This window comes from Ruegeria sp. G10 (assembly GCF_056533645.1).
This window is the reverse complement of the sequence record NZ_JBQFOQ010000016.1, coordinates 25996-45827: the sequence shown is the minus strand read 5'-3', so window position 1 is coordinate 45827 and position 19832 is coordinate 25996. Positions and strand designations below refer to the sequence as shown.

At 60.5% G+C, this 19832-nt stretch carries 15 protein-coding genes; 3 read left to right on the top strand and 12 right to left on the bottom strand.

Annotated elements, in window-relative coordinates; genetic code table 11:
- Position 1: 1 nt before the first annotated feature.
- The 5 genes from ACR0KM_RS19560 to ACR0KM_RS19540 form a co-directional block, all read right to left on the bottom strand.
- On the bottom strand, positions 2–3349 hold the full coding sequence (locus tag ACR0KM_RS19560) for an error-prone DNA polymerase (protein ID WP_480861312.1): 3348 nt from the start codon (positions 3347–3349) through the stop codon (positions 2–4).
- On the bottom strand, positions 3346–4821 hold the full coding sequence (locus ACR0KM_RS19555; protein ID WP_480861313.1) for a Y-family DNA polymerase: 1476 nt from the start codon (positions 4819–4821) through the stop codon (positions 3346–3348). The genes ACR0KM_RS19560 and ACR0KM_RS19555 overlap by 4 nt, the downstream gene beginning before the upstream one ends.
- An 81-nt stretch (positions 4822–4902) precedes the next feature.
- Entirely contained in the window at positions 4903–6585 is a 1683-nt protein-coding gene (dld, locus tag ACR0KM_RS19550) for a D-lactate dehydrogenase (RefSeq protein WP_480861314.1), read from the bottom strand.
- Between the two features lie 13 nt (positions 6586–6598).
- Positions 6599–8665: a TRAP transporter large permease subunit gene (locus ACR0KM_RS19545; RefSeq protein WP_480861315.1), complete on the bottom strand. Its 2067-nt coding sequence runs from the start codon at positions 8663–8665 to the stop codon at positions 6599–6601.
- 128 nt (positions 8666–8793) lie between these two features.
- Entirely contained in the window at positions 8794–9846 is a 1053-nt protein-coding gene (locus ACR0KM_RS19540; protein ID WP_480861316.1) for a TRAP transporter substrate-binding protein, read from the bottom strand.
- A 335-nt stretch (positions 9847–10181) separates the two neighbouring features.
- On the opposite strand from ACR0KM_RS19540, the gene ACR0KM_RS19535 reads away from it, so the two are divergent.
- On the top strand, positions 10182–10955 hold the full coding sequence (locus ACR0KM_RS19535; protein WP_480825195.1) for a FadR/GntR family transcriptional regulator: 774 nt from the start codon (positions 10182–10184) through the stop codon (positions 10953–10955).
- A gap of 12 nt (positions 10956–10967) precedes the next feature.
- On the opposite strand, the gene ACR0KM_RS19530 is transcribed toward ACR0KM_RS19535, so the two are convergent.
- The 6 genes from ACR0KM_RS19530 to cobS form a co-directional block, all read right to left on the bottom strand.
- Positions 10968–11366 (bottom strand): putative hemolysin, encoded by a 399-nt coding sequence (locus tag ACR0KM_RS19530; protein ID WP_480861317.1) that lies wholly within the window; start codon positions 11364–11366, stop codon positions 10968–10970.
- Entirely contained in the window at positions 11363–12541 is a 1179-nt protein-coding gene (locus ACR0KM_RS19525) for a DUF2235 domain-containing protein (protein WP_480861318.1), read from the bottom strand. Before ACR0KM_RS19525 ends, ACR0KM_RS19530 begins: the two co-directional genes overlap by 4 nt.
- Positions 12542–12633: 92 nt before the next feature.
- Positions 12634–12978 carry a DUF427 domain-containing protein gene (locus ACR0KM_RS19520; RefSeq protein ID WP_480825189.1) on the bottom strand — a complete coding sequence of 115 codons (345 nt, stop codon included), beginning with the start codon at positions 12976–12978 and terminating at the stop codon, positions 12634–12636.
- A 63-nt stretch (positions 12979–13041) separates the two neighbouring features.
- Positions 13042–14832 (bottom strand): aminopeptidase P family protein, encoded by a 1791-nt coding sequence (locus ACR0KM_RS19515; protein WP_480861319.1) that lies wholly within the window; start codon positions 14830–14832, stop codon positions 13042–13044.
- A 400-nt stretch (positions 14833–15232) separates the two neighbouring features.
- Positions 15233–17110, bottom strand: a complete 1878-nt coding sequence (gene cobT, locus ACR0KM_RS19510; RefSeq protein WP_480861320.1) for a cobaltochelatase subunit CobT — start codon at positions 17108–17110, stop codon at positions 15233–15235.
- Positions 17111–17231: 121 nt separating this feature from the next.
- A complete protein-coding gene (gene cobS / locus ACR0KM_RS19505; RefSeq protein WP_480861321.1) occupies positions 17232–18218 on the bottom strand; it encodes a cobaltochelatase subunit CobS in 987 nt (328 codons plus the stop codon).
- 256 nt (positions 18219–18474) lie between these two features.
- Here cobS and ACR0KM_RS19500 point away from each other — a divergent pair, with 256 nt between their 5' ends.
- Positions 18475–18837: a hypothetical protein gene (locus ACR0KM_RS19500; RefSeq protein WP_480825181.1), complete on the top strand. Its 363-nt coding sequence runs from the start codon at positions 18475–18477 to the stop codon at positions 18835–18837.
- A 9-nt stretch (positions 18838–18846) separates the two neighbouring features.
- Here ACR0KM_RS19500 and ACR0KM_RS19495 read toward each other — a convergent pair whose 3' ends face one another.
- Positions 18847–19470, bottom strand: a complete 624-nt coding sequence (locus ACR0KM_RS19495) for a DnaJ domain-containing protein (RefSeq protein WP_170716335.1) — start codon at positions 19468–19470, stop codon at positions 18847–18849.
- 107 nt (positions 19471–19577) lie between these two features.
- Here ACR0KM_RS19495 and ACR0KM_RS19490 point away from each other — a divergent pair, with 107 nt between their 5' ends.
- Complete coding sequence (locus tag ACR0KM_RS19490) at positions 19578–19832, top strand: BolA family protein (RefSeq protein WP_480825179.1); 255 nt, start codon at positions 19578–19580, stop codon at positions 19830–19832.

The following is a 19832-nucleotide window of genomic DNA, read 5'->3' as shown; positions in this document are numbered from 1 at the left end:
CTTAGTGAAAATCCCGGCTCGGGAACAGCCGCTTAGCCTGCTCGCGCGGATGGCGGGCACTGGATGCGGTCTGCCGGGGCCGCGGAGTGTCATCCGCTTGCGGTTGGGTGATGCCGACGGCTTCGTCCATCGGATGCCCAAGTTCGGACAGTTTGTGCGACATATCGGTGATCTCTTGCGCGATCAGATGCACGACAATCCCTTCGCGTTGCAGATAACCGCGCACCTGCAGCAATCGCCCGCCCATTACGATCCGACGGAAACGCTCATAGACCTTGGGCCAGACAACCACATTGCTGACCCCGGTTTCATCCTCAAGCGTCAGAAAGATCACGCCCGAGGCGGTTCCCGGCCGTTGCCGCGTGATCACCAGCCCACAGACGCTGTAGCGGCCCAGCGGGATGTCCTGCAGCGTGGCATGCGGCACAAGGCCGGGCATGGACGGGCGCAACAGCTCCATCGGGTGCGCGCGCAGGGTCAGGCGGGTCGAGACGTAATCTTCGACCACTTCCTCGCCCAGATGCATGGCGGGCAGGGTTACCTGCGGCTCATTGATGCTTTCACCATCGATCGGGTCATTGAACAGCGGCAGGGTGGCCCGGCTGCGGATGGCTTTGACATGCCACAGGGCGTCGCGCCGGGTCAGGTCCATGCCGGAGAACGCATCCGCCTCGGCCAGACGGGTCAGCACATCGGGGCGCAACCCTGCGCGCAGCCACAGCGTTTCGGGGTCCGGATACCCATTGCCGCGCGCGGCCACGATCCAATCCGCGTCGTCCTGCTTGAACCCTTTGATCTGGCGAAAGCCTAGCCGCAGGGCCAGCGCCCCATCGGCGCGGCGTTCCAGCAGATTGTCCCATTCCGAGGCATTGACGCAGACCGGACGAATCTCGACCCCATGCTCGCGCGCGTCCCGCACGATCTGGGCCGGGGCATAAAACCCCATAGGCTGCGAGTTCAGCAGCGCGCAGGCGAAAATCGCCGGGTGGTGGCATTTCATCCAGGCCGAGACATAGACCAGCATGGCAAAGGCTGCGGCATGGCTTTCGGGAAAGCCGTAATCGGCAAAGCCTTCGATCTGGCCAAAGCAGCGGTCGGCGACCTCGGGGGAATAGCCATTGTCCAGCATCCCCGTTATGAACTTGTCGCGATAGGTGCCAATGGTCCCCATGCGCCGGAACGAGGCCAGCGAGCGGCGCAGGTGGTCGGCCTCTTCCGCTGAAAACCCTGCGCCAACCACGGCGATCTGCAGGGCCTGTTCCTGAAACAGCGGCACGCCCAGCGTGCGCCGTGTCACCTCCTCCAAAGCGGGGCCGAAAGGTTCGGATTTTTCCAGCCCGTTGCGCCGCCGGATATAGGGCTGCACCATATCGCCCTGAATGGGGCCGGGGCGGACGATGGCGACCTCGATCACCAGGTCGTAGAATTCACGCGGCCTCATCCGGGGCAGAAAGTTCATCTGCGCCCGGCTTTCGACCTGAAACACCCCCACCGCATCAGCGGCGCACAGCATGTCATAGGTCGCTTTATCCTCTTGCGGGATGGTGGCGATGCTAAGGGTCCGGCCTTCGTGCTGTTGCATAAGATCAAACGTCTTGCGCAGGCAGCTGAGCATCCCCAACCCCAGAACATCGACCTTGAGAATGCCAAGCGCATCGATGTCGTCCTTGTCCCATTCGATCACGGTGCGGTCTTCCATCGCGGCGTTTTCGATCGGGCACAGCTCATCCAGCCGCTGCTTGGTGATGACGAACCCGCCCACATGCTGCGACAGGTGGCGCGGGAAGCCGATGATCTCGCCGATCAGGCGGACCGTTTGCATCAGGCGCCGGTCCTTGAGGTCGAGGCCCAGTTCCTGCAGCCTTTCGGCGTCAACGCCGCCGTTGCTCATCCCCCAGATCTGGCCGGACAGGCCTGCGGTGACGTCTTGAGACAGGCCCATCACCTTGCCCACCTCACGGATTGCCGCGCGGGACCGGAAATGGATGACCGTAGCACACAGGCCCGCGCGGTGGCGGCCATATTTCTCGTAAATCCACTGGATCACCTCTTCGCGCCGCTCGTGTTCGAAATCCACGTCGATATCCGGCGGCTCACCCCGGTATTTTGAGACAAAACGCTCGAACACCATCGCGATCATGTCGGGGCTGACATCGGTGATGCCCAGCAGATAACACAGGATCGAATTAGCGGCTGATCCGCGCCCCTGACACAGAATGCCCTGCGAGCGGGCGAATTGCACAATGTCGTGCACGGTGAGGAAATAGGCCGGGAAGTCCAGTTCCGCGACCAGTGCCAGTTCCTTTTTCATCAGGCTGATGGCCTTTTCAGTCGGCCCATCGGGATAGCGTCGTTTCAACCCTTCGTTAGCCAGCCGTTCCAGCCGCGCCTGCGGGGTTTCGGCGCTGGCGATCTCGTCGGGGTATTCGTAGGACAGTTCACTCAGGTCAAAGCTGCAGCGGTCTGCGATTTCCAGTGTGCGGCGCAGCGCGCCGGGATGGTCCTGAAACAGCCGGGCCATATCGGCATGGCCTTTCAGCCGTCGTTCTGCGTTGGGCAGGGCGCGGGTGCCGATCTGGTCAATCGTGATGTGTTCGCGCATGCAGGTCAGCACATCGGCCAGTTGGCGGCGGCTGGCGCGGTGCATCAGCACATCCCCCACCGCCACCATGGGGGCCGAGGCCTTTTGTGAGGCCTGCGCGCAAGCTGCCAGATAAGACCGGTCGCTGCCGTCATAGCGTGGTGCAGCACCCAGAAAGACCGCGTTGGGAAATTGCCGCCTGATCCTTTGAATATCCGGGATGGCCTGTTGCACCCCAGCCTGCGGCAGCGCGATCAGGATCATCCCCTGACAGGCCGCCAGCATGTCCTGCATGTCCAGATGACATTCTCCTTTCTCAGCCCGCCGTTTGCCCAGCGTCAGAAGGCGGGTCAGCCGTTCATACGCGGCGCGGTCGCGGGGCAGGGCCAACCAGTGCACCGCGCTGTCGCGCAGCACCAGACGGCAGCCGACGATCAGCTTGGGCAGGACGGGCACGTCCGGTTTGTCGAGTGGTTGCACATGCCCCACCTCTTGCCGGGATGAGGAATCCACCCGGTGTTGCGAGCGGATCTGAATCGCGCCTTCCGCCTCGCGCCGCAGTTCTTTCAACGCGCTCCAGCCCCTGACCACCCCGGCCAATGAGTTCCGGTCGGTGAGCGCGATAGCCTTCAGGCCCAGTTCTGCCGCGCGGGTCACCAGCTCTTCTGGGTGCGAGGCCCCGGTCAGGAAGGTGAAATTGGTGGTCACGCACAGCTCGGCATAGCCAGGGGCCTGCGCGTGCGAGCTGGGCGGGGTCGGTTTGCTCATGCGAATTCCCCATGCACGAACCATCCCGGATTTTGCGGGGTATGAAACAGCCACAACCGCCGCCCTTGCCGGGTTTCAACCTGCCAGTAATCGCGCAGGCCCGTGCGCCAGTTCTCATCTTCCAGCCACCATTCGGGGCAGATGCGTTCGGGCCCGGTCGAGCGGCCTGTGGTCAAGGATATCCGCCGCCAGCGAAAGCGGCGCGGCGGGTGCGGGCCTGAACCTGCGATGGGTTCTGGTGGAAACAGCTGCAGAGGGCGGGGGCGCAGGGCGACCCATCCACCCGCGGGGTCGGAATAGGCGGCGGGCGAGATGATGAAGCTGCGTTCGGGGATGTGGCTTTGCGCGGGTAACAGGCGCCGCACTTGCTCCAACCCGATCCGTGTCCCGATGCGGGTGATCAGGTCGTCCAGCTGATTCGTGTCCTGACTTGCAACGCGACTGATCTGGCGCACCGGCAGGGGCTCAACCAGCGTCGCCTCCAGCCGGAGCTGATCGACTCCGAAACCCGCCTCGACCTCGGCCAGCCCGCGTTCGAACAGGGGCAGGATGCGATGCGGATCGCGTAAGGCACGGGCCAGACGCAGCTCGACCTGTTGGTGATCCTGATCCACCCGGCGCAAGGTCATGCACAGCTTGCGCGCGCCCATCTCCTGCGCTTTCAGCTTGTCGCAGAGACGTTCCAGCAGCCGTTCCGCCCCGGCCATCATGTCAGACAGCAGGCCAATGGGCTCGGGCAGGGTCATACGCACGCCGTAATGGGGCGGATCGGCCAGCGGCGTGATCTGTTCGGGCTGGTTCCCCAGCGCCTGATCCAGCCGCATCAGCACCTCGGGGCCAAACCGGCGTGTCAGCGGCGCGCGCGGGGTTTGGGCCAGCTCGCCAATCCGCCGCAAGCCTAGCCGTTGCAGCGCGATCGAGGTGTCCTCATCCAGCCGCAGCGCGGCCACCGGCAGGGTGCGGATGGCGTTCAGCGTGTCCGCGCCCGCGACCCCCTCGCCATAATGCGCCAGGGCCCAGGCCGCCCCGCGTGTCGGGGCAAGGCCGATCTGTACCGCCAGCCCGGCGCGGGCCAGACGCCTGCGCATATCGGTCAGCATCGCCTCTTCCCCGCCTGCAAGGTGCGCCGACCCGGTGATGTCCAGAACCAGCCCGTCTGCGCCTTCCAACCCGACCCAGGGGCAATAGCGTGTCGCCCAGCGGCGCAGGGCGTGCAGAAACCGATGATCCCCTTGAGGGTCTGCGGGTCGGCTTTGCAGATCGGGGCAAAAGGCGCGGGCATCGGAATAGGGCATGCCGCGATCCAGCCCCTGCCGCTGGGCCTGCACATTCAGGCAATACACCCGGTTTGCATTGTTCTGTTTCAGCGTCAGAACAAACGGCCCACCCACAGGGCGCAGTCGCAAAGCCCGGTCGCTTGCCAGCCGGGGAAACCACAGTGAAACGATACGCCGTCGGGTGCCATCGAGCATGTCGGAAACCAAATGTTCTACATTTGTTCTTTTTAGGTTTCCACAGATGCAGAGTCGAGTCTTTCGTCGTCCAAAAGTGCGTCAGCTATAATGCTTGTTTCGCGACATCTTCCCGATGCCGGGGTTCATGCTGTTGGTTGGATCGACCGATTTGTAGAACGCGGCCAGATCCGGTTTGGCGGCATACAGATGGCCCACATTATGTTCTGCAGGGTATTCGGCACCACGCTGATCCAGAATTTTCAGCATCGCTGTCTTGAGCGCCTTGGGGTCTGCGCCCTTTTTCACGATGTAATCCTGATGCAGAACGTGGCACATGAAATGCCCGTAATACAGCTTGCCGACCAGTTGATCGGTCAGTTCGGCAGGCAGCTCTTCGAACCAGTCCACATCATTGCGGCGCAGGGCGATGTCCAGCGCGATGATGTCTTCGACCTCATGCGCGTGCACTTTCATATAGCGGATCGCGGCACCGGCGGCGGCAAAGCGGTGCAGACCGGCGATCTTGGCCTCGCGCGGGTCGCATTCGAAGAAATCCAGCTGTTCGTCATCCACCATCTCGCGCAACAACGCACGGGCCTCGTCAATGCCGCCGTCGCGCATTTTCAGGATCAGGTGGTGTGGATAGCGTTCGCGATAGGCCCGCATCCGCCGGGGCAGAATATCGGGCCAAAAGCGCATGGCGAACTGCATGAACCGGTCGGTGAAATTCGACAGGCCGGGGATGCCATCCAGCCGCGCATCCACCGCGCCTTTCAGCGCAAAGAATGTCGGCAGCCGGTCGGTGCCCAGCTTGTCGATCATTACCATCGTGTCCTTGCCGTAGCGGTCCGAGATGTCGAAGACCTCTTCGTGCATGTACTCGGCGCTGACGGGCAGGGTCTTGAAGCCTGACAGGATGCGGCGGCGCAGTTCGGTCAGGGCGCTGGTATCTTCGGCCCCGATATAGAACGTCCGCTCGGCATCGTTCTTGGGGTAAGTGTCCAGCCGGACGGCAAAAACGGCCAGCTTCCCGGCACATCCCGCAGCCTCGTAAAGGCGGGACTTGTCGGCGTTGAAACGCGCGGGCGTATCGGCATCCACATTGCGCACCCGCCTGGCATAGTCGGTATCCGAGGCTTTGCGGTTGTCGGTCTCGATATCCGCTGCGCTGAAATCGCCGTTCTGCAGGCGGGTCAGGATGTCTTCGGGGCTGTTGCCCAGATTGATCCCCAGATGGTTGACCAGCTCCAGCTGGCCGTCCTGCGTGATGCGGGCATGCAGCGACAATTCGGTATAAGACGGGCCGCGTTCGACCAGCGACCCGCCCGAATTGTTACACACCCCGCCCACAACCGAGGCCCCGATGCACGAAGACCCGATCACCGAATGCGGCTGCCGCCCTATCGGGTCCAGCAGCTTTTCCAGCGCAAACAGGGTGCTGCCCGGAAAGCTGATGACCTGCTTGCCGTCATTGATCAGGTGCAGATCATCCATCCGCCGCGTGTTGATCAGCACCACGTCGCGGTCATAGCGGCCCTTGGGGGTCGATCCCTCGGTCAGGCCAGTATTGGCGGCCTGCATGATGACGATCTTGTTGGCGGCAACACAGGCCTGTAGCACCTGCCATTGCTCCAGCAGCGTGGCGGGTTGCACCACCGCCAGCGCATCGCCTTCGCCCGATCTGAACCCCCGGCGAAACCGCCGGGTGCTGCGGGCCGAGGTCAGCACATGCCGCCGCCCGCAAATGGCCCCAAGACGTTGGATCAGATCGGTATCGGTCATCCCGAAGCCCTCCTTAATACGCGACCGAGGGCAGCCACGTGGCCAGTTGCGGCCAGAGGAAGACAAAGAACAGACCGGTCAGCTGCAGGATCACGAACGGGATGATCCCTTTGTAGATATCGGTCAGCTTGATCTCGGGCGGGCAGACCCCTTTCAGGTAGAATAGCGCAAATCCAACGGGAGGTGTCAGGAATGACGTTTGCAAAGTCACCGCCACAAGGATCACGAACCACACCAGCGCGGGCTCATCCATGACGCCGAAGCCTTCGATATCCAGACCCAGCCCGTTCACGATCGGGCGCATCAGGGGCAAGACGATCAGCGTGATCTCGATCCAGTCCAGCACGAAGCCCAGCAGGAAGACGATGAACAGGATCATGAAGACGGTGCCGTTCGGGCCGAACCCCGTGCCCTGGATCATCTCTTCGATCAGAGCATCTCCGCCCAGTTCGCGCAGGACGTAGGAGAATACGGTCGCGCCAAGGAAGATCGCAAAGATATAGGCGGTGGTGTTGAACGTGGCTTTCAGCACGTTCACCAGTTTCGCCAGCGTCAGCTTGCGATACCCCAGCGCCAGCAGGGTCGCGCCCAGGGCACCCACGCCTGAGGCTTCGGTCGGTGTGGTCAGGCCCGCAAAGATCGAACCCAGCACCGCCAGGATCAGCGCCAGCGTCGGCAGAACGGCAATCAGCACGTCCTTGACAGCGGCCCAATCGGGGCGCTTTGCGCCCTCGGGCACCGGGGCCACGTCGCGTTTGATCAGGGCGATCACGAAGATATAAGTCAGGTACAGCGCGCCGATGATCACGCCGGGGAAGACGGCGGCCATGAACAGGTCACCCACCGACAGGGCCATCTGGTCGGCCATGATCACCAGCATGATCGAGGGCGGGATAAGAATGCCCAGCGTGCCCGAGGCGCTGACCACACCAGCGGCCAGCGAGGGGCTGTATTTCTGCTCCATCATCGAGGGCAGCGACAGCACGCCCAGCAGCACGACCGAGGCTCCGATGATGCCGGTCGAGGCGGCCAGAATGATACCGATCATCGTCACGGTAATGGCCAGCCCGCCGCGCACCGTGCCGAACAGGCGCTGCATCGAGGTCATCAGACGCTCGGCCACACCGGATTCGTCCAGCATCAGGCCCATGAAGATGAACATCGGCAGGGCGACCAGAACGGCGTTGGACATGGTGGCATAGACCCGGTTCACCACCGCGCCCAGCGTCAGGTAATCCAGACCGGTCAGCGTTTCCTCAAGCCCGGTCCAGTTCATCATGCCGTTGTCGAACAGATAGGCCAGCCCGCAATAGGCCACGCCGACACCCGCCAGCGTCCACGCGACCGGGAAGCCGGTGAACAGCAGCGCGATGAAGGTCAGGAACATGGCGATGACCAGCTTTTCCTCGGTCGTTTCCACCAGGAAGGTCAGCGCGGTTGCCACCACGGCAAAGCCCAGCAGCGCCCAGATGATCAGACGCAGGCCCTTGCCCTGACGTTCTTCGTCCAGATTGGCGAACAGGGCGTGGAAATCGTGGATCAGCCGCGCGCCCGCTGCCAGCGCCAGCAGGATAAAGCTGGCCGGGATCACGCCTTTCAGCGCCCAGCGGGCAGGCAGACCGGTGGGGCTGTCCGAGGATTCATTCACCCGCCAGCTTTCGTAGAAATAATCATACCCCTGATCGATCATCAGATAGATGAACGGCACCAGCAGGGTGAAGATCCCGATGATCTCGATGATCCGGCGCGCCCGCTGGCTGAGCTGCATATGCAACAAATCGACCCGCACATGGCTGTCGGTGACCAGCGCATACGAGATGCCGATCATCGTTACCAGCCCGTAGAAATGCCACTGAATCTCGTCCAGCTTGGGATAGTTCTGGTTCAGCAGATAGCGCATCGCCACTTGCGACACGATGGCGGTGACCAGCAGCAGGTTGGCCCACATGACCACATGGCCGACCGCCTTGACGCCATTGTCGATGGCAACGGCCAGTTTCTGGCGATCGGGTTCGCCATGCTCAAGGATGCTTTCATAGACTTCAATCGGGTCGTCCTGATGACGCTGGGTCTCGGCCATTGTCTCCTCCTCGAGAGTTAGGCGGTGGGGACGTGAATGCGCCCGGTAGTGTTCGGAAAAGGTCGAAAATCAGAGGGGTCTGGGGGCGGTGGAAGGATGCCGCCCCCAGATCAGCGCAAGGGATCAGATCACTTGCGCGGGAGGAACGCGTTCTCTTTCCACACGGCATAGCCGTCGCGGAATTCGTTCATGTCGGTCAGAACCTTGGCGAAGAATTCATCGTTGGCAGCCTGCTCGGCGGCAACTTCTTCCCAAGTGGCGCGGAAGGTGGCCAGCATCTCGTCGTTCCACTGTTTGATCTGAACGCCGTTGTTTTCAACGTTGTCCAACAGGGCGGCGTGCTGGATCGCTTCGCCTTCGGCAAAGCTGTCGGCCATCGATGCCTTACAAGCGTTCTCGATGATCGCCTTGTGCTGGTCGCTGGCTTCGTTCCAGACGTCCTTGTTGATCATCAGCTCGAACACAGTCGCTTGCTGGTGCCAGCCGGGGAAGTAGTTGTACTTGACCAGCTTGTGGAAGCCGAGGCGCGCGTCGATGGCGGGCATCGAGAATTCGGTCGCGTCAATCGCGCCTTTTTCCAGCGCCGGGAAGATCTCACCACCGGGCAGCAGCGAGGTGGCAACACCCAGCTTCTGCATCACTTCACCACCCAGACCGAAGAAGCGCATCTTCAGGCCGTTCAGGTCTTCGGGGCTGTTGATCTCGTTGGCGAACCAGCCCGAGGTTTCGGGGGCGATGATCGCGCAGGGCAGGACATGGACGTTGAAGCCCGCCTGATCATACATCTCCTGATACAGGCTCATGCCGTTGCCGTAATACAGCCACGCCATGTATTCGCCCGCCTCTGGGCCAAAGGGCACAGCCGAGAACAACGGCGCAGCCGGGATCTTGCCCGCCCAGTAACCGGCGGTGGTGTAGCCCGAGTTGATCTTGCCCGAGGACACGGCATCCAGAATTTCAAACGGCGGAACCAGCTTGCCGGGTTCATAAACCTTCATCTTCAGCGTGCCGCCGGACATCAGGTCCAGCTGTTCAGCCACGCGCGGGATCGGCGAGCCCAGGCCGGGCAGGGCGGTCGAAAACGCAATCGGGGTTTTCAGCAGCATCTTGTCGGCGGCGTGGGCAACCGGGGCGGCCAGCAAAGAGGCTGCAACGGCGAGCGATGTCAGGGTGGTTTTCATGGGTTCTCCTCCAGATATGCGTCAGCCATGGGATCGGCGGACATACTCTCCGCGATTGCGGTGATACGAAGAGGTAAATATTTTTTACCATGCTAAATAGTCAACAACTTTATTTACCACTGTCTGCCTCATTCCCGAGTTATCGATCCGATTTGCGGGGGCGTTCGAAATCGAGAAATTAAGGTATCATTTTGCCTAATTGATATTTAACAATGGGATAGGTGACTATCGAGTATCCGTAATTCTGGGTATTTTTTCTTGCAATGCTCCGATTAAGTGGTAAATTTTATATACAACTAAAAAAGTACAGATATCTGTAACGCAGCGGGGTCGAGATGACCAAGAACAGTCCTTTTGAGCCTGTAGGGCACGAATCAATCGCGGATGCGGTGGTCGAGCAGATCGAGACAATGATCGTCGATGGCATACTGAAGGAAGGCCGCAGGTTGCCCTCGGAACGGGATCTGGCCGAGGCGATGTCAGTCTCGCGCCCCAAGCTGCGCGAGGCGCTGCATGTGCTCGAAAAGCGGGGGCTGGTTACGGTGCGTCATGGTGAAGGCACGTTCATTGCATCGCTGACGGGGCGGGCAATGTCGCCAGCGCTTTTGTCGCTTTATGCCCGGCACGGCAGGGCGTTCTATGACTATCTGGAATACCGGCGCGAGCAGGAAGCGTTTGCAAGTCGGCTGGCGGCGCAGCGGGCCACGCAATCGGACAAGGATCGCATTTCCGAGATCATGGAAGCGATGCAAAGGGCGTGGGAACTCGACGATGCTGACGCCAGCGAAGAGGCCGATATTCGGCTTCATGGGGCTGTAGTGGATGCCAGCCAGAACACCACTTTGATCCACATGATGGCTTCGGTTTACGACCTCACGCGCCAGGGTGTCTTTTACAATCGCCGGTTTCTCAGAACGATGGACGGATCGGGTGAACGGCTGCTGGCGCAACACAAAGAGATCGCGCAGGCCATTCTGGATGGCGAGCCCGAGCGCGCCGAAAAGGCCGCCCGCGAACATATGGATTTTGTCGAAAGCTCGTTTCGCAAAGGACAAGAACAACAGGCGCGCGAAATTCGTGCATCAAAGCGACGACTGTTCTCGGTCTAGGGCCGCGGGCATTCAGTTGGCTTGCGGGTTGTCGGCGCGAAACAAAGCCCACGCATCCTGCGACGTTCCATCGGGTTTTGTGCAAATGCCCACCTGACCGTCTTCGGTATCCTCAATCCGGTAACTGCCACCGATCTCGATGCAGTATGTCGCTGCAGGGTTGGCGAGCCGGGCGAAGCCTTCACTTGTGTGACCCGTGTGGTTTTCACGAAAATAGGTCCAGGCATCGATTTTGGTGCCGTCTGACAACTGGCATATTCCGGTTTGACCGTCGCCCTGGTCCTGTATGCCGTAAAGCCCGCCCTGCGCGATGCAGTAGGTCGCTGCAGGATTGGCCAGACCAGTATTGGCCAGCGCGACCGCAGGTGACAGGGCCACAAGTGTTATGAATATGATCGTCGACTTTATCATATGTCCCTCGCAGAGTTCGGTTCGTCCTTGGGCAGATTCTCGGGCGCGTAGCCTGGGTTCAACTTCATCCTCTCGTGCACGGATGAATGGATCAAGGCCCCTTTCGGGATAAAGCGTGGCTCTTTCATCGGAAGGTAGAAGCCGCGTTCTTTGCGGATTTCAGGATCATCATGCCACTTCTTGCGCTTTGGCAGATATTCGATGATCCGCCACCAGAAGGTCATCGAGTCGTGCAGCATTGCCTCAGCACTCGGCGCGGCATAGTCGCGCTTGCTGCCGGGTTTGATATGCTTCGGGGTCTCGCCCTGAACAAGGCGGTTGACCATGGTTTCACGAAATTCCAAACCGTGGGTGCGGGCCTCATCAACCATCCAGCCCAAAGGGTATTTCGCCGCGCCACTGTCCTGTTCAGGATAGCCGCTGCCGTTGTCACCGTGCACGCCCGCGAACCAGACCTGCTGAATGTCTTGCTGTGCTGCATCTTCATCATCCACGAAAGGATGAACCTTGAACAATTGCGGTTCGGTCCAGCGCGACAGACGGAACATGCGCCGTCGCTCATCAATGGCACAGGCATGGCGAAACACCTGTACGCAGGGATTGGTGTGTGTATAGGGCAGCGACTCGAGCGAAGGCAGGTACATCCGATCCGGGCGGGGCACGATGACCGAGGCGACAGTGTCCCAACACCCCATGAAACGGATCGTCACGCGCCGGGTGCCCAAAACCTCTTGCACGCGCCATGCCAGATCAAATCTGTCCTGAGCTGCCGATTGTTTGTAAGCGGTCAGCGCGTACGAGCACAGATGTTGCTGATGCGCATGCAGTAGGCCAACCATGTTGATGAACCCGGCCAGCACGCGCACCGTATGCGCGCCGCGTGAAAAGCCGAACAGATAGATCTCGTCACCGTCTTCGTAGTGGCGCAGCAGAAACCTGTAGGCATCCAGCACGTTGTTATCCAGCCCATAACCGGTGGCCAGCCCGAAGACGCCCTTGATCTGGTTTTTGAACCGGCTCCATGCGCCGCTGTTGGAAATTGTTCCGACGCCCGGATCGTAAAAGCCGATCTGGTCATCGCTTTCCTTCAGGACGCGGTAGAACTTGAGAACATTGGATTGGTTTTCCTTGATCTCATTGCCGGTGCCATCACAGCATATTACGATTTTTTTCAAAGCAGACCCTCGGGCAAAACACTCTAAGCAATGCCCGCAGCCTATCTGATCTTTTTGGTTCTGTTAATCGCGCAGGTCGCGCGAGCTGTGTGTCAAAGCTGCTCTACCTTGATCGAGTCTTCGGGGTAGAAGGCCAGATGGTCCTTGATCTCGGCGACCGCATCGACCGGGTTCTCGTAGCTCCACGCAGCGTTTTCGGTCACCGACGACTTGTTCACGATCGAGAAATGAGTGGCATCGCCTTTCCCGGGGCAGTGGGTCACCTTGTCGGTCTGGTCCAAAAAGGCCATGGCGATGTCGGACCGGGGAAAGTAGATCACAGGGTCTTTATCTCCGTCCAGCAGCTCAAGTGCGGCGTTGGTCTCGCCCAGAATGGCACCGCCTGACCGGACGCTCCATTTGCCTGCTGCTTTGCGGATCGTGATCTGATTGGTCATGTCTACTCCTTCCCTGGTCTTGTGCGGGCTTACCCCTTGCCCAGTTTATGTAACAATCTGGTGTCAGACCGGTACAGTTGCGGCATCCAACCACAGTTGAGCGGCTTCGCCCAGCCGTGGGCGGATCTTTTCCGCAACGTCTTGATGATAGGCGTTCAGCCACGCGCGTTCTTCGCGGGTCAGCATATCGACCACGATCAAACGCCGGTCGACAGGCACGTAAGTCAACGTCCGCCACTGCAACATGGCCCGCTCGTCATCGCCACCGGGCAATGCAGGGGCCTCTTCCACCACCACGAGGTTTTCCAGACGAATGCCAAACGCGCCCTCGCGGTAGTATCCGGGTTCATTGGACAGGATCATACCCGGCTCAAGCGGCACATGGCTGACCCGTGACAGACGCTGAGGGCCCTCGTGCACGCTGAGGTAAGCGCCCACGCCATGTCCCACCCCGTGATTGAAATCCTGTCCCGCCAACCAGAGCGGGAGGCGGGCCACGCATTCGATATCGCGCCCGGCCATACCGACGGGCCAGCGCAGCATCGACATGGCGATCATGCCTTTCAGCACGCGGGTGAAACAGGTCTTTTCTTCGTCGCCTACCTCACCGATGGCGATGGTCCGAGTGATATCCGTGGTGCCATCCAGATACTGCCCGCCACTGTCCAGCACGAGCAGATGACCATCCTCCAGCCGGCTGTCGGTTTCGTCGGTCACGCGATAATGCATGATGGCACCATTCGGTCCGGTGCCCGCAATCGTATCGAACGAGATATCCTGCAGCGCATTGTCCCGGCGGCGGCTCTCTTCCAGGCACGACACGACCTGCGTTTCGGTCAGGCTGCCCGGTGTTTGCGCGTCGAGCCAGCAGAGCAGTTCGATGACGGCAGCCGCATCGCGCAGATGTGCCTCGGCGCTTCCGGCGATCTCGGCGGGGTTTTTGCAAGCCTTGGGCAGGGCGCAGGGATCGCCGCCATCGACCATTCGATCCCCCAGCGCATCGGCGACGATCTGCGGCACGGTGTTCGGATCAACCTGAACTGCGCCCTCCAGCGCCTCAACGGCCGCAAGAAACGCTTCGGGTTCGTGCTGCGTCACCTGAGATCCCAGGTGATCCGCCACTTCGGACAGTTTGACAGCGGCCATGAACAGGTCGACACGCCCATCGCTGTGCAGAATGACAAACCCATGGGCGACCGGATTGTAAGCGATGTCCGAGCCACGGATGTTCAGCAGCCACATGATCGAGTCCGGTAACGTGATCACTGCCGCGGATCGACCGGCGGCTGCCAGAACCTTGGCCAGACGGTTGATCTTGCTGTCCGCACTTTCCCCAGCGAACTCAAGCGGGTGGGCTTTTGCAGGGTTCATGGGCGGGGCGGGCTGATCGCCCCAAACCCGGTCGACCAGATTTTCGCATCGCACCAAGGTGATGCCGCTGCCTTCAAGATCCTTCTGTGCGCTGGCGATCTGTCCTTGGGCGTGCAGCCAGGGATCAAAGCCAACCTTGCCGCCATTTGGTAACTGTTCTTTCAACCATGCGCTCAGGCTGACATCCGGCCACGGGACCGGAGTGTAGTCTGCGGCAACTTGCGCCTTCACCTGAGTGCGATAGCGGCCATCGATGAAAACACCAGCGACATGGGTCAACGCAGCGCAAAACCCTGCAGACCCGGTAAAGCCGGTCAGCCATGCCAGTCGTTCGTCCCGAGGCGCCACATACTCACCCTGATGTGCATCGGCACGGGGAATCAGGAAACCATCCAAACCTTCACGTGCCATCTCGGCCCGCAATGCGGCCAGCCGCGGCGGGCCCTGTTCAGGGCGCGCAGTCACTTCGAAACTCTGGAACATCAAGGGGCCTCATGCGTCGGTCTTGCTGCGCGCAAACCTGCGGCCTGCGCCAAGAAATGTCCAGCGTCCAGATGCTCTGTTGGTCGTCGCTTACCGGAACGCCATGCGGTATCTGAAGGCGCGCGCGATAGGCATCCTCATCCCACAATGAATGCGCGATTGAGGCGACATCGGCAGCGTTGCGACAGAACAGTCTTAGAGGGTCGCGTTTCGTCAATTATCTGCCTAGCGCGTTCAATCGCGCCGCATGTCACCGCTATACAATCCACAAAAAAGACAACAGAACGGCCGATGTTTCAGCCCGTCGAGGCAGCGCTGCGGCCCTAGACAGCGTGCAGCCATCGATCAATCTCGCGTCGGAAAAAGATGCTTCTAAGCGTTCATCCCCAAAGACGAGTCGTCAACTGGCCCGCTTCATTCCCATAACCCGTGCGCGCGCCCGTGGATCACTGTCGAACAACGCCGCCAGTTGCTCGGTCATGGCTCCGGCCAGCTGTTCCACGTCGGTGATCGTTACCGCACGGTCATAATACCGCGTCACATCATGGCCAATCCCGATAGCCAGCAGCTCAACCATCTTGCGCTTTTCCACCATCGCAATCACGTCGCGCAGATGTTTCTCAAGATAATTCGCGGGGTTCACGCTCAACGTTGAATCATCGACCGGAGCGCCATCCGAAATCACCATCAGTATCTTGCGCTGTTCACGCCGGGCCAGCATCCGCCGATGTGCCCATTCCAGCGCCTCGCCGTCGATGTTTTCCTTCAGCAGCCCTTCTTTCATCATCAGACCCAGATTGTCCCGGGCCCGCCGCCAAGGCGCGTCCGCGCCCTTGTAGATGATGTGGCGTAGATCGTTCAGACGCCCCGGCTGTTGCGGGCGCCCATCGTTAAGCCACGCTTCACGCGCCTGTCCGCCCTTCCACGCCCGCGTGGTAAAGCCCAGAATTTCGACCTTCACGTTGCAGCGTTCCAGCGTGCGCGCCAGAACATCGGCGCAGATCGCAGCAATTGAGATAGGACGCCCTCGCATCGATCCCGAATTGTCCAGCAGCAGGGTCACCACTGTGTCGCGAAACTCGGTATCCTTTTCGACCTTAAAGCTCAGCGGGGTGGTGGGGTTGGCGACAACCCGCGCCAGACGCCCGGCATCCAGAATGCCTTCCTCGCGGTCGAATTCCCAGCTTCGGTTCTGCTGCGCCTGCAACCGGCGTTGCAGCTTGTTGGCCAGACGACTCACTGCGCCTTTCAACGGCTCCAGCTGCTGGTCCAGATAGGCCCGCAACCGCTCCAACTCGGCCGGTTCCGCAAGATCCTCAGCCGCGATCTCTTCGTCATGGGTGTTCAGATAAACCTTGTAATCCGGATCGGCCTCGGACGCTGGCGGTGGGGCAGGGGGTTCCAGCGGAGCTTCTCCTCCGGGCATCTCCGCCTCTTCACCCATCTCCTCATCGGCCATCTCATCCATCGAGACCTGGGCCTGAGACTGATCCTGCTGCTCTTCCTGAGTCTGCTCAGGCGTCGCGTCTGCGTCTTGTTCGTCCTGATCATCCTGCCCGGTGCTGTCGGGGTCCGGCTGTTCCTCGGCGTCGTCCTCGGCCTGATCTTCCTGCTCGTCATCCAACTCATCGGGGTCATCGCCCAGCTGGTCGCCATAGCCCAGATCCTTGATCATCTGCCGCGCGAACTTGGCAAACTCGGCCTGATCCGAGAGCACCTCGTCGAGGTTTTCCAACACACCACCGGCCTGTTCTTCGATAAACCCGCGCCACAGATTCATGACGTTCTCGGCGGCAGGCGGCATGTCCCGCCCCGTCGCCAAATGCCGGATCAGGTAACCGGCGGCAACGGCCAAAGGCGCATCAGCAGGCTGCTTGCATTGATCATAGCCACGCCGGATCGCCTCATGCCCTATCTTGACATCGATATTCGACGCGGTCCCTGGCATGTCTCGTGCACCCATCGCCTCGCACCGGGCCACCTCCATGGCCTCATACAAATCGCGCGCCATATCTCCCGGAGGCGCATAGCGCGCATGGGTCGCGTCATCATGGTATTTGCGCTGCAAAGCCAAGGCATCCGCCGTCCCGCGGGCAAGCAGAACCTCTTCCCGCGTCATCCGCCGCGAGACCTGGGGCAGTCGCATCGACTCACCCGTCATGCCCGACGGATCAACCGTATAGGTCACGTTCAACTCGGGGTCATCGGCCATCACCTTGGTGGCCTCGGCCAAGGCCTTCTTGAACGGATCAGCAGGATTGTCGTTCTTCTGCACCATGTTCAGACGCCCTTTGTGCTGCAGCGATCCGGTGCCTCAAAGTGAAACCGGATCCCCCTTCATCTGGCCAAAAATATCCCCGCCGGAGGCATTGCGCCCGATACGGGCGCAATTCAGTGCGCTATCCCAAACTCGCAGACGCCGCACTTTCAGGCAATTCCTCATCAAAACAACGCTGATAGAACTCGGCGACCGTCTGGCGCTCCAACTCGTCACATTTGTTCAGGAAAGACAGGCGGAAAGCGTAGCCGACATCGCGGAAAATCTCGGCATTCTGCGCCCAGTTGATCACGGTCCGCGGGCTCATCACCGTCGACAGATCACCATTCATGAACGCCGTCCGAGTCAGATCGGCCACCGTCACCATCTGGCTGACGGTCTTGCGGCCCTTCTCGGTGTTGTAATGCGGTGCCTTCGACAAAACGATCATCGTCTCGGCATCGTGGCTGAGGTAGTTCAGCGTCGAAACCAGCGACCACCGGTCCATCTGCGCCTGGTTGATCTGTTGCGTCCCGTGATACAGGCCGGTCGTATCGCCCAGACCCACGGTGTTCGCGGTGGCGAACAGGCGGAAGTTGGGGTTCGGCGTAATGATCTCGTTCTGGTCCAGCAGGGTCAGCTTGCCGTCATGCTCCAGCACGCGCTGGATCACGAACATCACATCCGCCCGGCCCGCATCATATTCGTCGAACACGATGGCCACCGGGTTGCGCAGGGCCCAGGGTAGAATGCCCTCGTGGAATTCAGTCACTTGCTTGCCATCGCGCAGCTTGATTGCATCCTTACCGATCAGATCGATCCGGCTGATATGGCTGTCGAGGTTCACACGCACCGCAGGCCAGTTCAGTCGCGCGGCGACCTGTTCGATATGGGTCGATTTCCCGGTGCCGTGATAGCCCTGGATCATCACCCGGCGGTTATGGGTGAACCCGGCCAGAATCGCCAGCGTGGTCTCGGGGTCGAACTTATAGGTGTGGTCAATGGCCGGGACACGATCACTGCGCTCGGCAAAGCCCTTGACCGCCATGTCGCTGTCAATGCCGAACACGTCACGGACCGAGATATCCTCGGTCGGCTTTGCGTTGATGTCGATCGATCCGTCAGCCATGCGCCTTGTCCTTATCCTTTGGCCCGTTCACCGGGTTTGAACCCGTGTGTGGTGCAACATATTGCGGGCAAGGGCAAGGGAAAGAGGCGACTTCATTCCGGCGATGCGTGGTTTCGAGAGCCGAGGCCAAACACCGCCCTTGGTCAGACGCCTTGCCCGGTCTGAGGTCGAGGCCCGACAATATGCTATTGTCATAAAAGTGATGACGCACTGGCACAAACGATCCGATCGGGATCCGCCGGGAAAGGGGACAGCGATGAGCATTATGAGTATTCAGAAATACCGGGTTTCTACCAGCACCAACCTTCGAAACCCCAGCGCAGCGAAGTTTCAGCTGCATCTGACAGGAAATCCGATACATGGAGACGTCGCAGAAGGGTGGATTCACTTCTACCCTGCTATGTTCCCCGACACGATTGGAGCTGTTCACAACGACACGCTGAGGGCCCGCATACTGGCAGATGATTTCGCGTATTGGTACGACATCCTGCGCCACGAGCACCCGGTGTTCCTGTACTATATGATCGACCCGAATTCAGGGGACCGCAAGTTGAATTCAGTGGGGCTTGGCACCAGACAAGAGGGTCCCGGCGAAGGTCCGACAGATCAAGACGCCTAGTCTGGTGGCTTACTTGAAGCTCCGGCTGTCCTTGATCTGATCCCAGGCCCAGACGACCTCTTGCAGCTGTTCTTCCTGTGACCGGTCGCCGCCGTTCATATCCGGGTGCAGCACCTTGATCAGTTTCTTATAGGCCTTGCGGATCTCGGCTTTGGACCAGCTGTCCTGCGCCTCGAGGATCTCGATGGCGCGGCGTTCGGTGGGGGGCAGGCGGCGGCCGCCGGAATTGGCGCGGCCAGGGTTCTTGGTGGCGTTCTCGCCCAGAACCTGATGCGGGTCCTCGATGCCCAGACGGGCCCAGGCGCGGGCCTCGGGGTCGCCCATGGGTTTGGTCTCACGCTCCCAGACCTTGTCTTTGGATCGCTGCGCGTTCAATTCGGCCTCGGTGGTGCCGTCGAAGAAATTCCATTTCTGGTTATATTCACGCACGTGCTGCTGGCAGAACCAGAAGAAGTCATCCAGAACATCCGGGGCCTTGGGCGCGCGGAACTTTCCGGCCTCTTCGCACCCCTCATGGTCGCAGATTCGGGTCGAGGTTTCGGACGCACCCGACATCCCCCGGCGCCCGCGCGGCTTCTTTTTCTTGGCGCTGGACACGGACATATCGAATCCGAAGGGATCTGACTTTACCATCTGCTCAACCTCACGAACGCATCTTTTCGACTCGGAGGCAGCAGTTTAATCTAAGGAGCCGAAAGTAGAAGAGGGGGGCGGCAATTAATTTGCTGCTGAGCACAAAAATGAGCGTGACCAAGGAAATCCATGATCGCCTGCAGGTGGCCTTCGATCCGCGCGAGCTGGAGGTGGTTGATGACAGCGAAAGCCATCGCGGTCATGCTGGCTATCAGGAAGGCGGCGAAAGCCACTTTAACGTGCGTATTCGTGCGGCGGCCTTTGCAGGGCAGTCCCGCGTGGCGCGTCATCGGTCCGTACATAAGGCACTGGGCGATATCGTGCCGCGTATCCACGCGCTGGCACTGGATATCGACGTTTAG

Excerpts from the sequence above, each read along its gene's own strand:
- ACR0KM_RS19520 (WP_480825189.1), bottom strand. The coding sequence starts at position 12,978 with ATGACCAATCAGATCACGATCCGCAAAGCAGCAGGCAAATGGAGCGTC.
- ACR0KM_RS19530 (WP_480861317.1), bottom strand. The coding sequence starts at position 11,366 with ATGATAAAGTCGACGATCATATTCATAACACTTGTGGCCCTGTCACCT.
- cobS (WP_480861321.1), bottom strand. The coding sequence starts at position 18,218 with ATGGCTGACGGATCGATCGACATCAACGCAAAGCCGACCGAGGATATC.
- dld (WP_480861314.1), bottom strand. The coding sequence starts at position 6,585 with ATGACCGATACCGATCTGATCCAACGTCTTGGGGCCATTTGCGGGCGG.
- ACR0KM_RS19555 (WP_480861313.1), bottom strand. The coding sequence starts at position 4,821 with ATGCTCGATGGCACCCGACGGCGTATCGTTTCACTGTGGTTTCCCCGG.
- ACR0KM_RS19500 (WP_480825181.1), top strand. The coding sequence starts at position 18,475 with ATGAGCATTATGAGTATTCAGAAATACCGGGTTTCTACCAGCACCAAC.
- ACR0KM_RS19495 (WP_170716335.1), bottom strand. The coding sequence starts at position 19,470 with ATGGTAAAGTCAGATCCCTTCGGATTCGATATGTCCGTGTCCAGCGCC.
- ACR0KM_RS19560 (WP_480861312.1), bottom strand. The coding sequence starts at position 3,349 with ATGAGCAAACCGACCCCGCCCAGCTCGCACGCGCAGGCCCCTGGCTAT.
- ACR0KM_RS19545 (WP_480861315.1), bottom strand. The coding sequence starts at position 8,665 with ATGGCCGAGACCCAGCGTCATCAGGACGACCCGATTGAAGTCTATGAA.
- ACR0KM_RS19535 (WP_480825195.1), top strand. The coding sequence starts at position 10,182 with ATGACCAAGAACAGTCCTTTTGAGCCTGTAGGGCACGAATCAATCGCG.
- cobT (WP_480861320.1), bottom strand. The coding sequence starts at position 17,110 with ATGGTGCAGAAGAACGACAATCCTGCTGATCCGTTCAAGAAGGCCTTG.
- ACR0KM_RS19515 (WP_480861319.1), bottom strand. The coding sequence starts at position 14,832 with ATGTTCCAGAGTTTCGAAGTGACTGCGCGCCCTGAACAGGGCCCGCCG.
- ACR0KM_RS19490 (WP_480825179.1), top strand. The coding sequence starts at position 19,578 with ATGAGCGTGACCAAGGAAATCCATGATCGCCTGCAGGTGGCCTTCGAT.
- ACR0KM_RS19540 (WP_480861316.1), bottom strand. The coding sequence starts at position 9,846 with ATGAAAACCACCCTGACATCGCTCGCCGTTGCAGCCTCTTTGCTGGCC.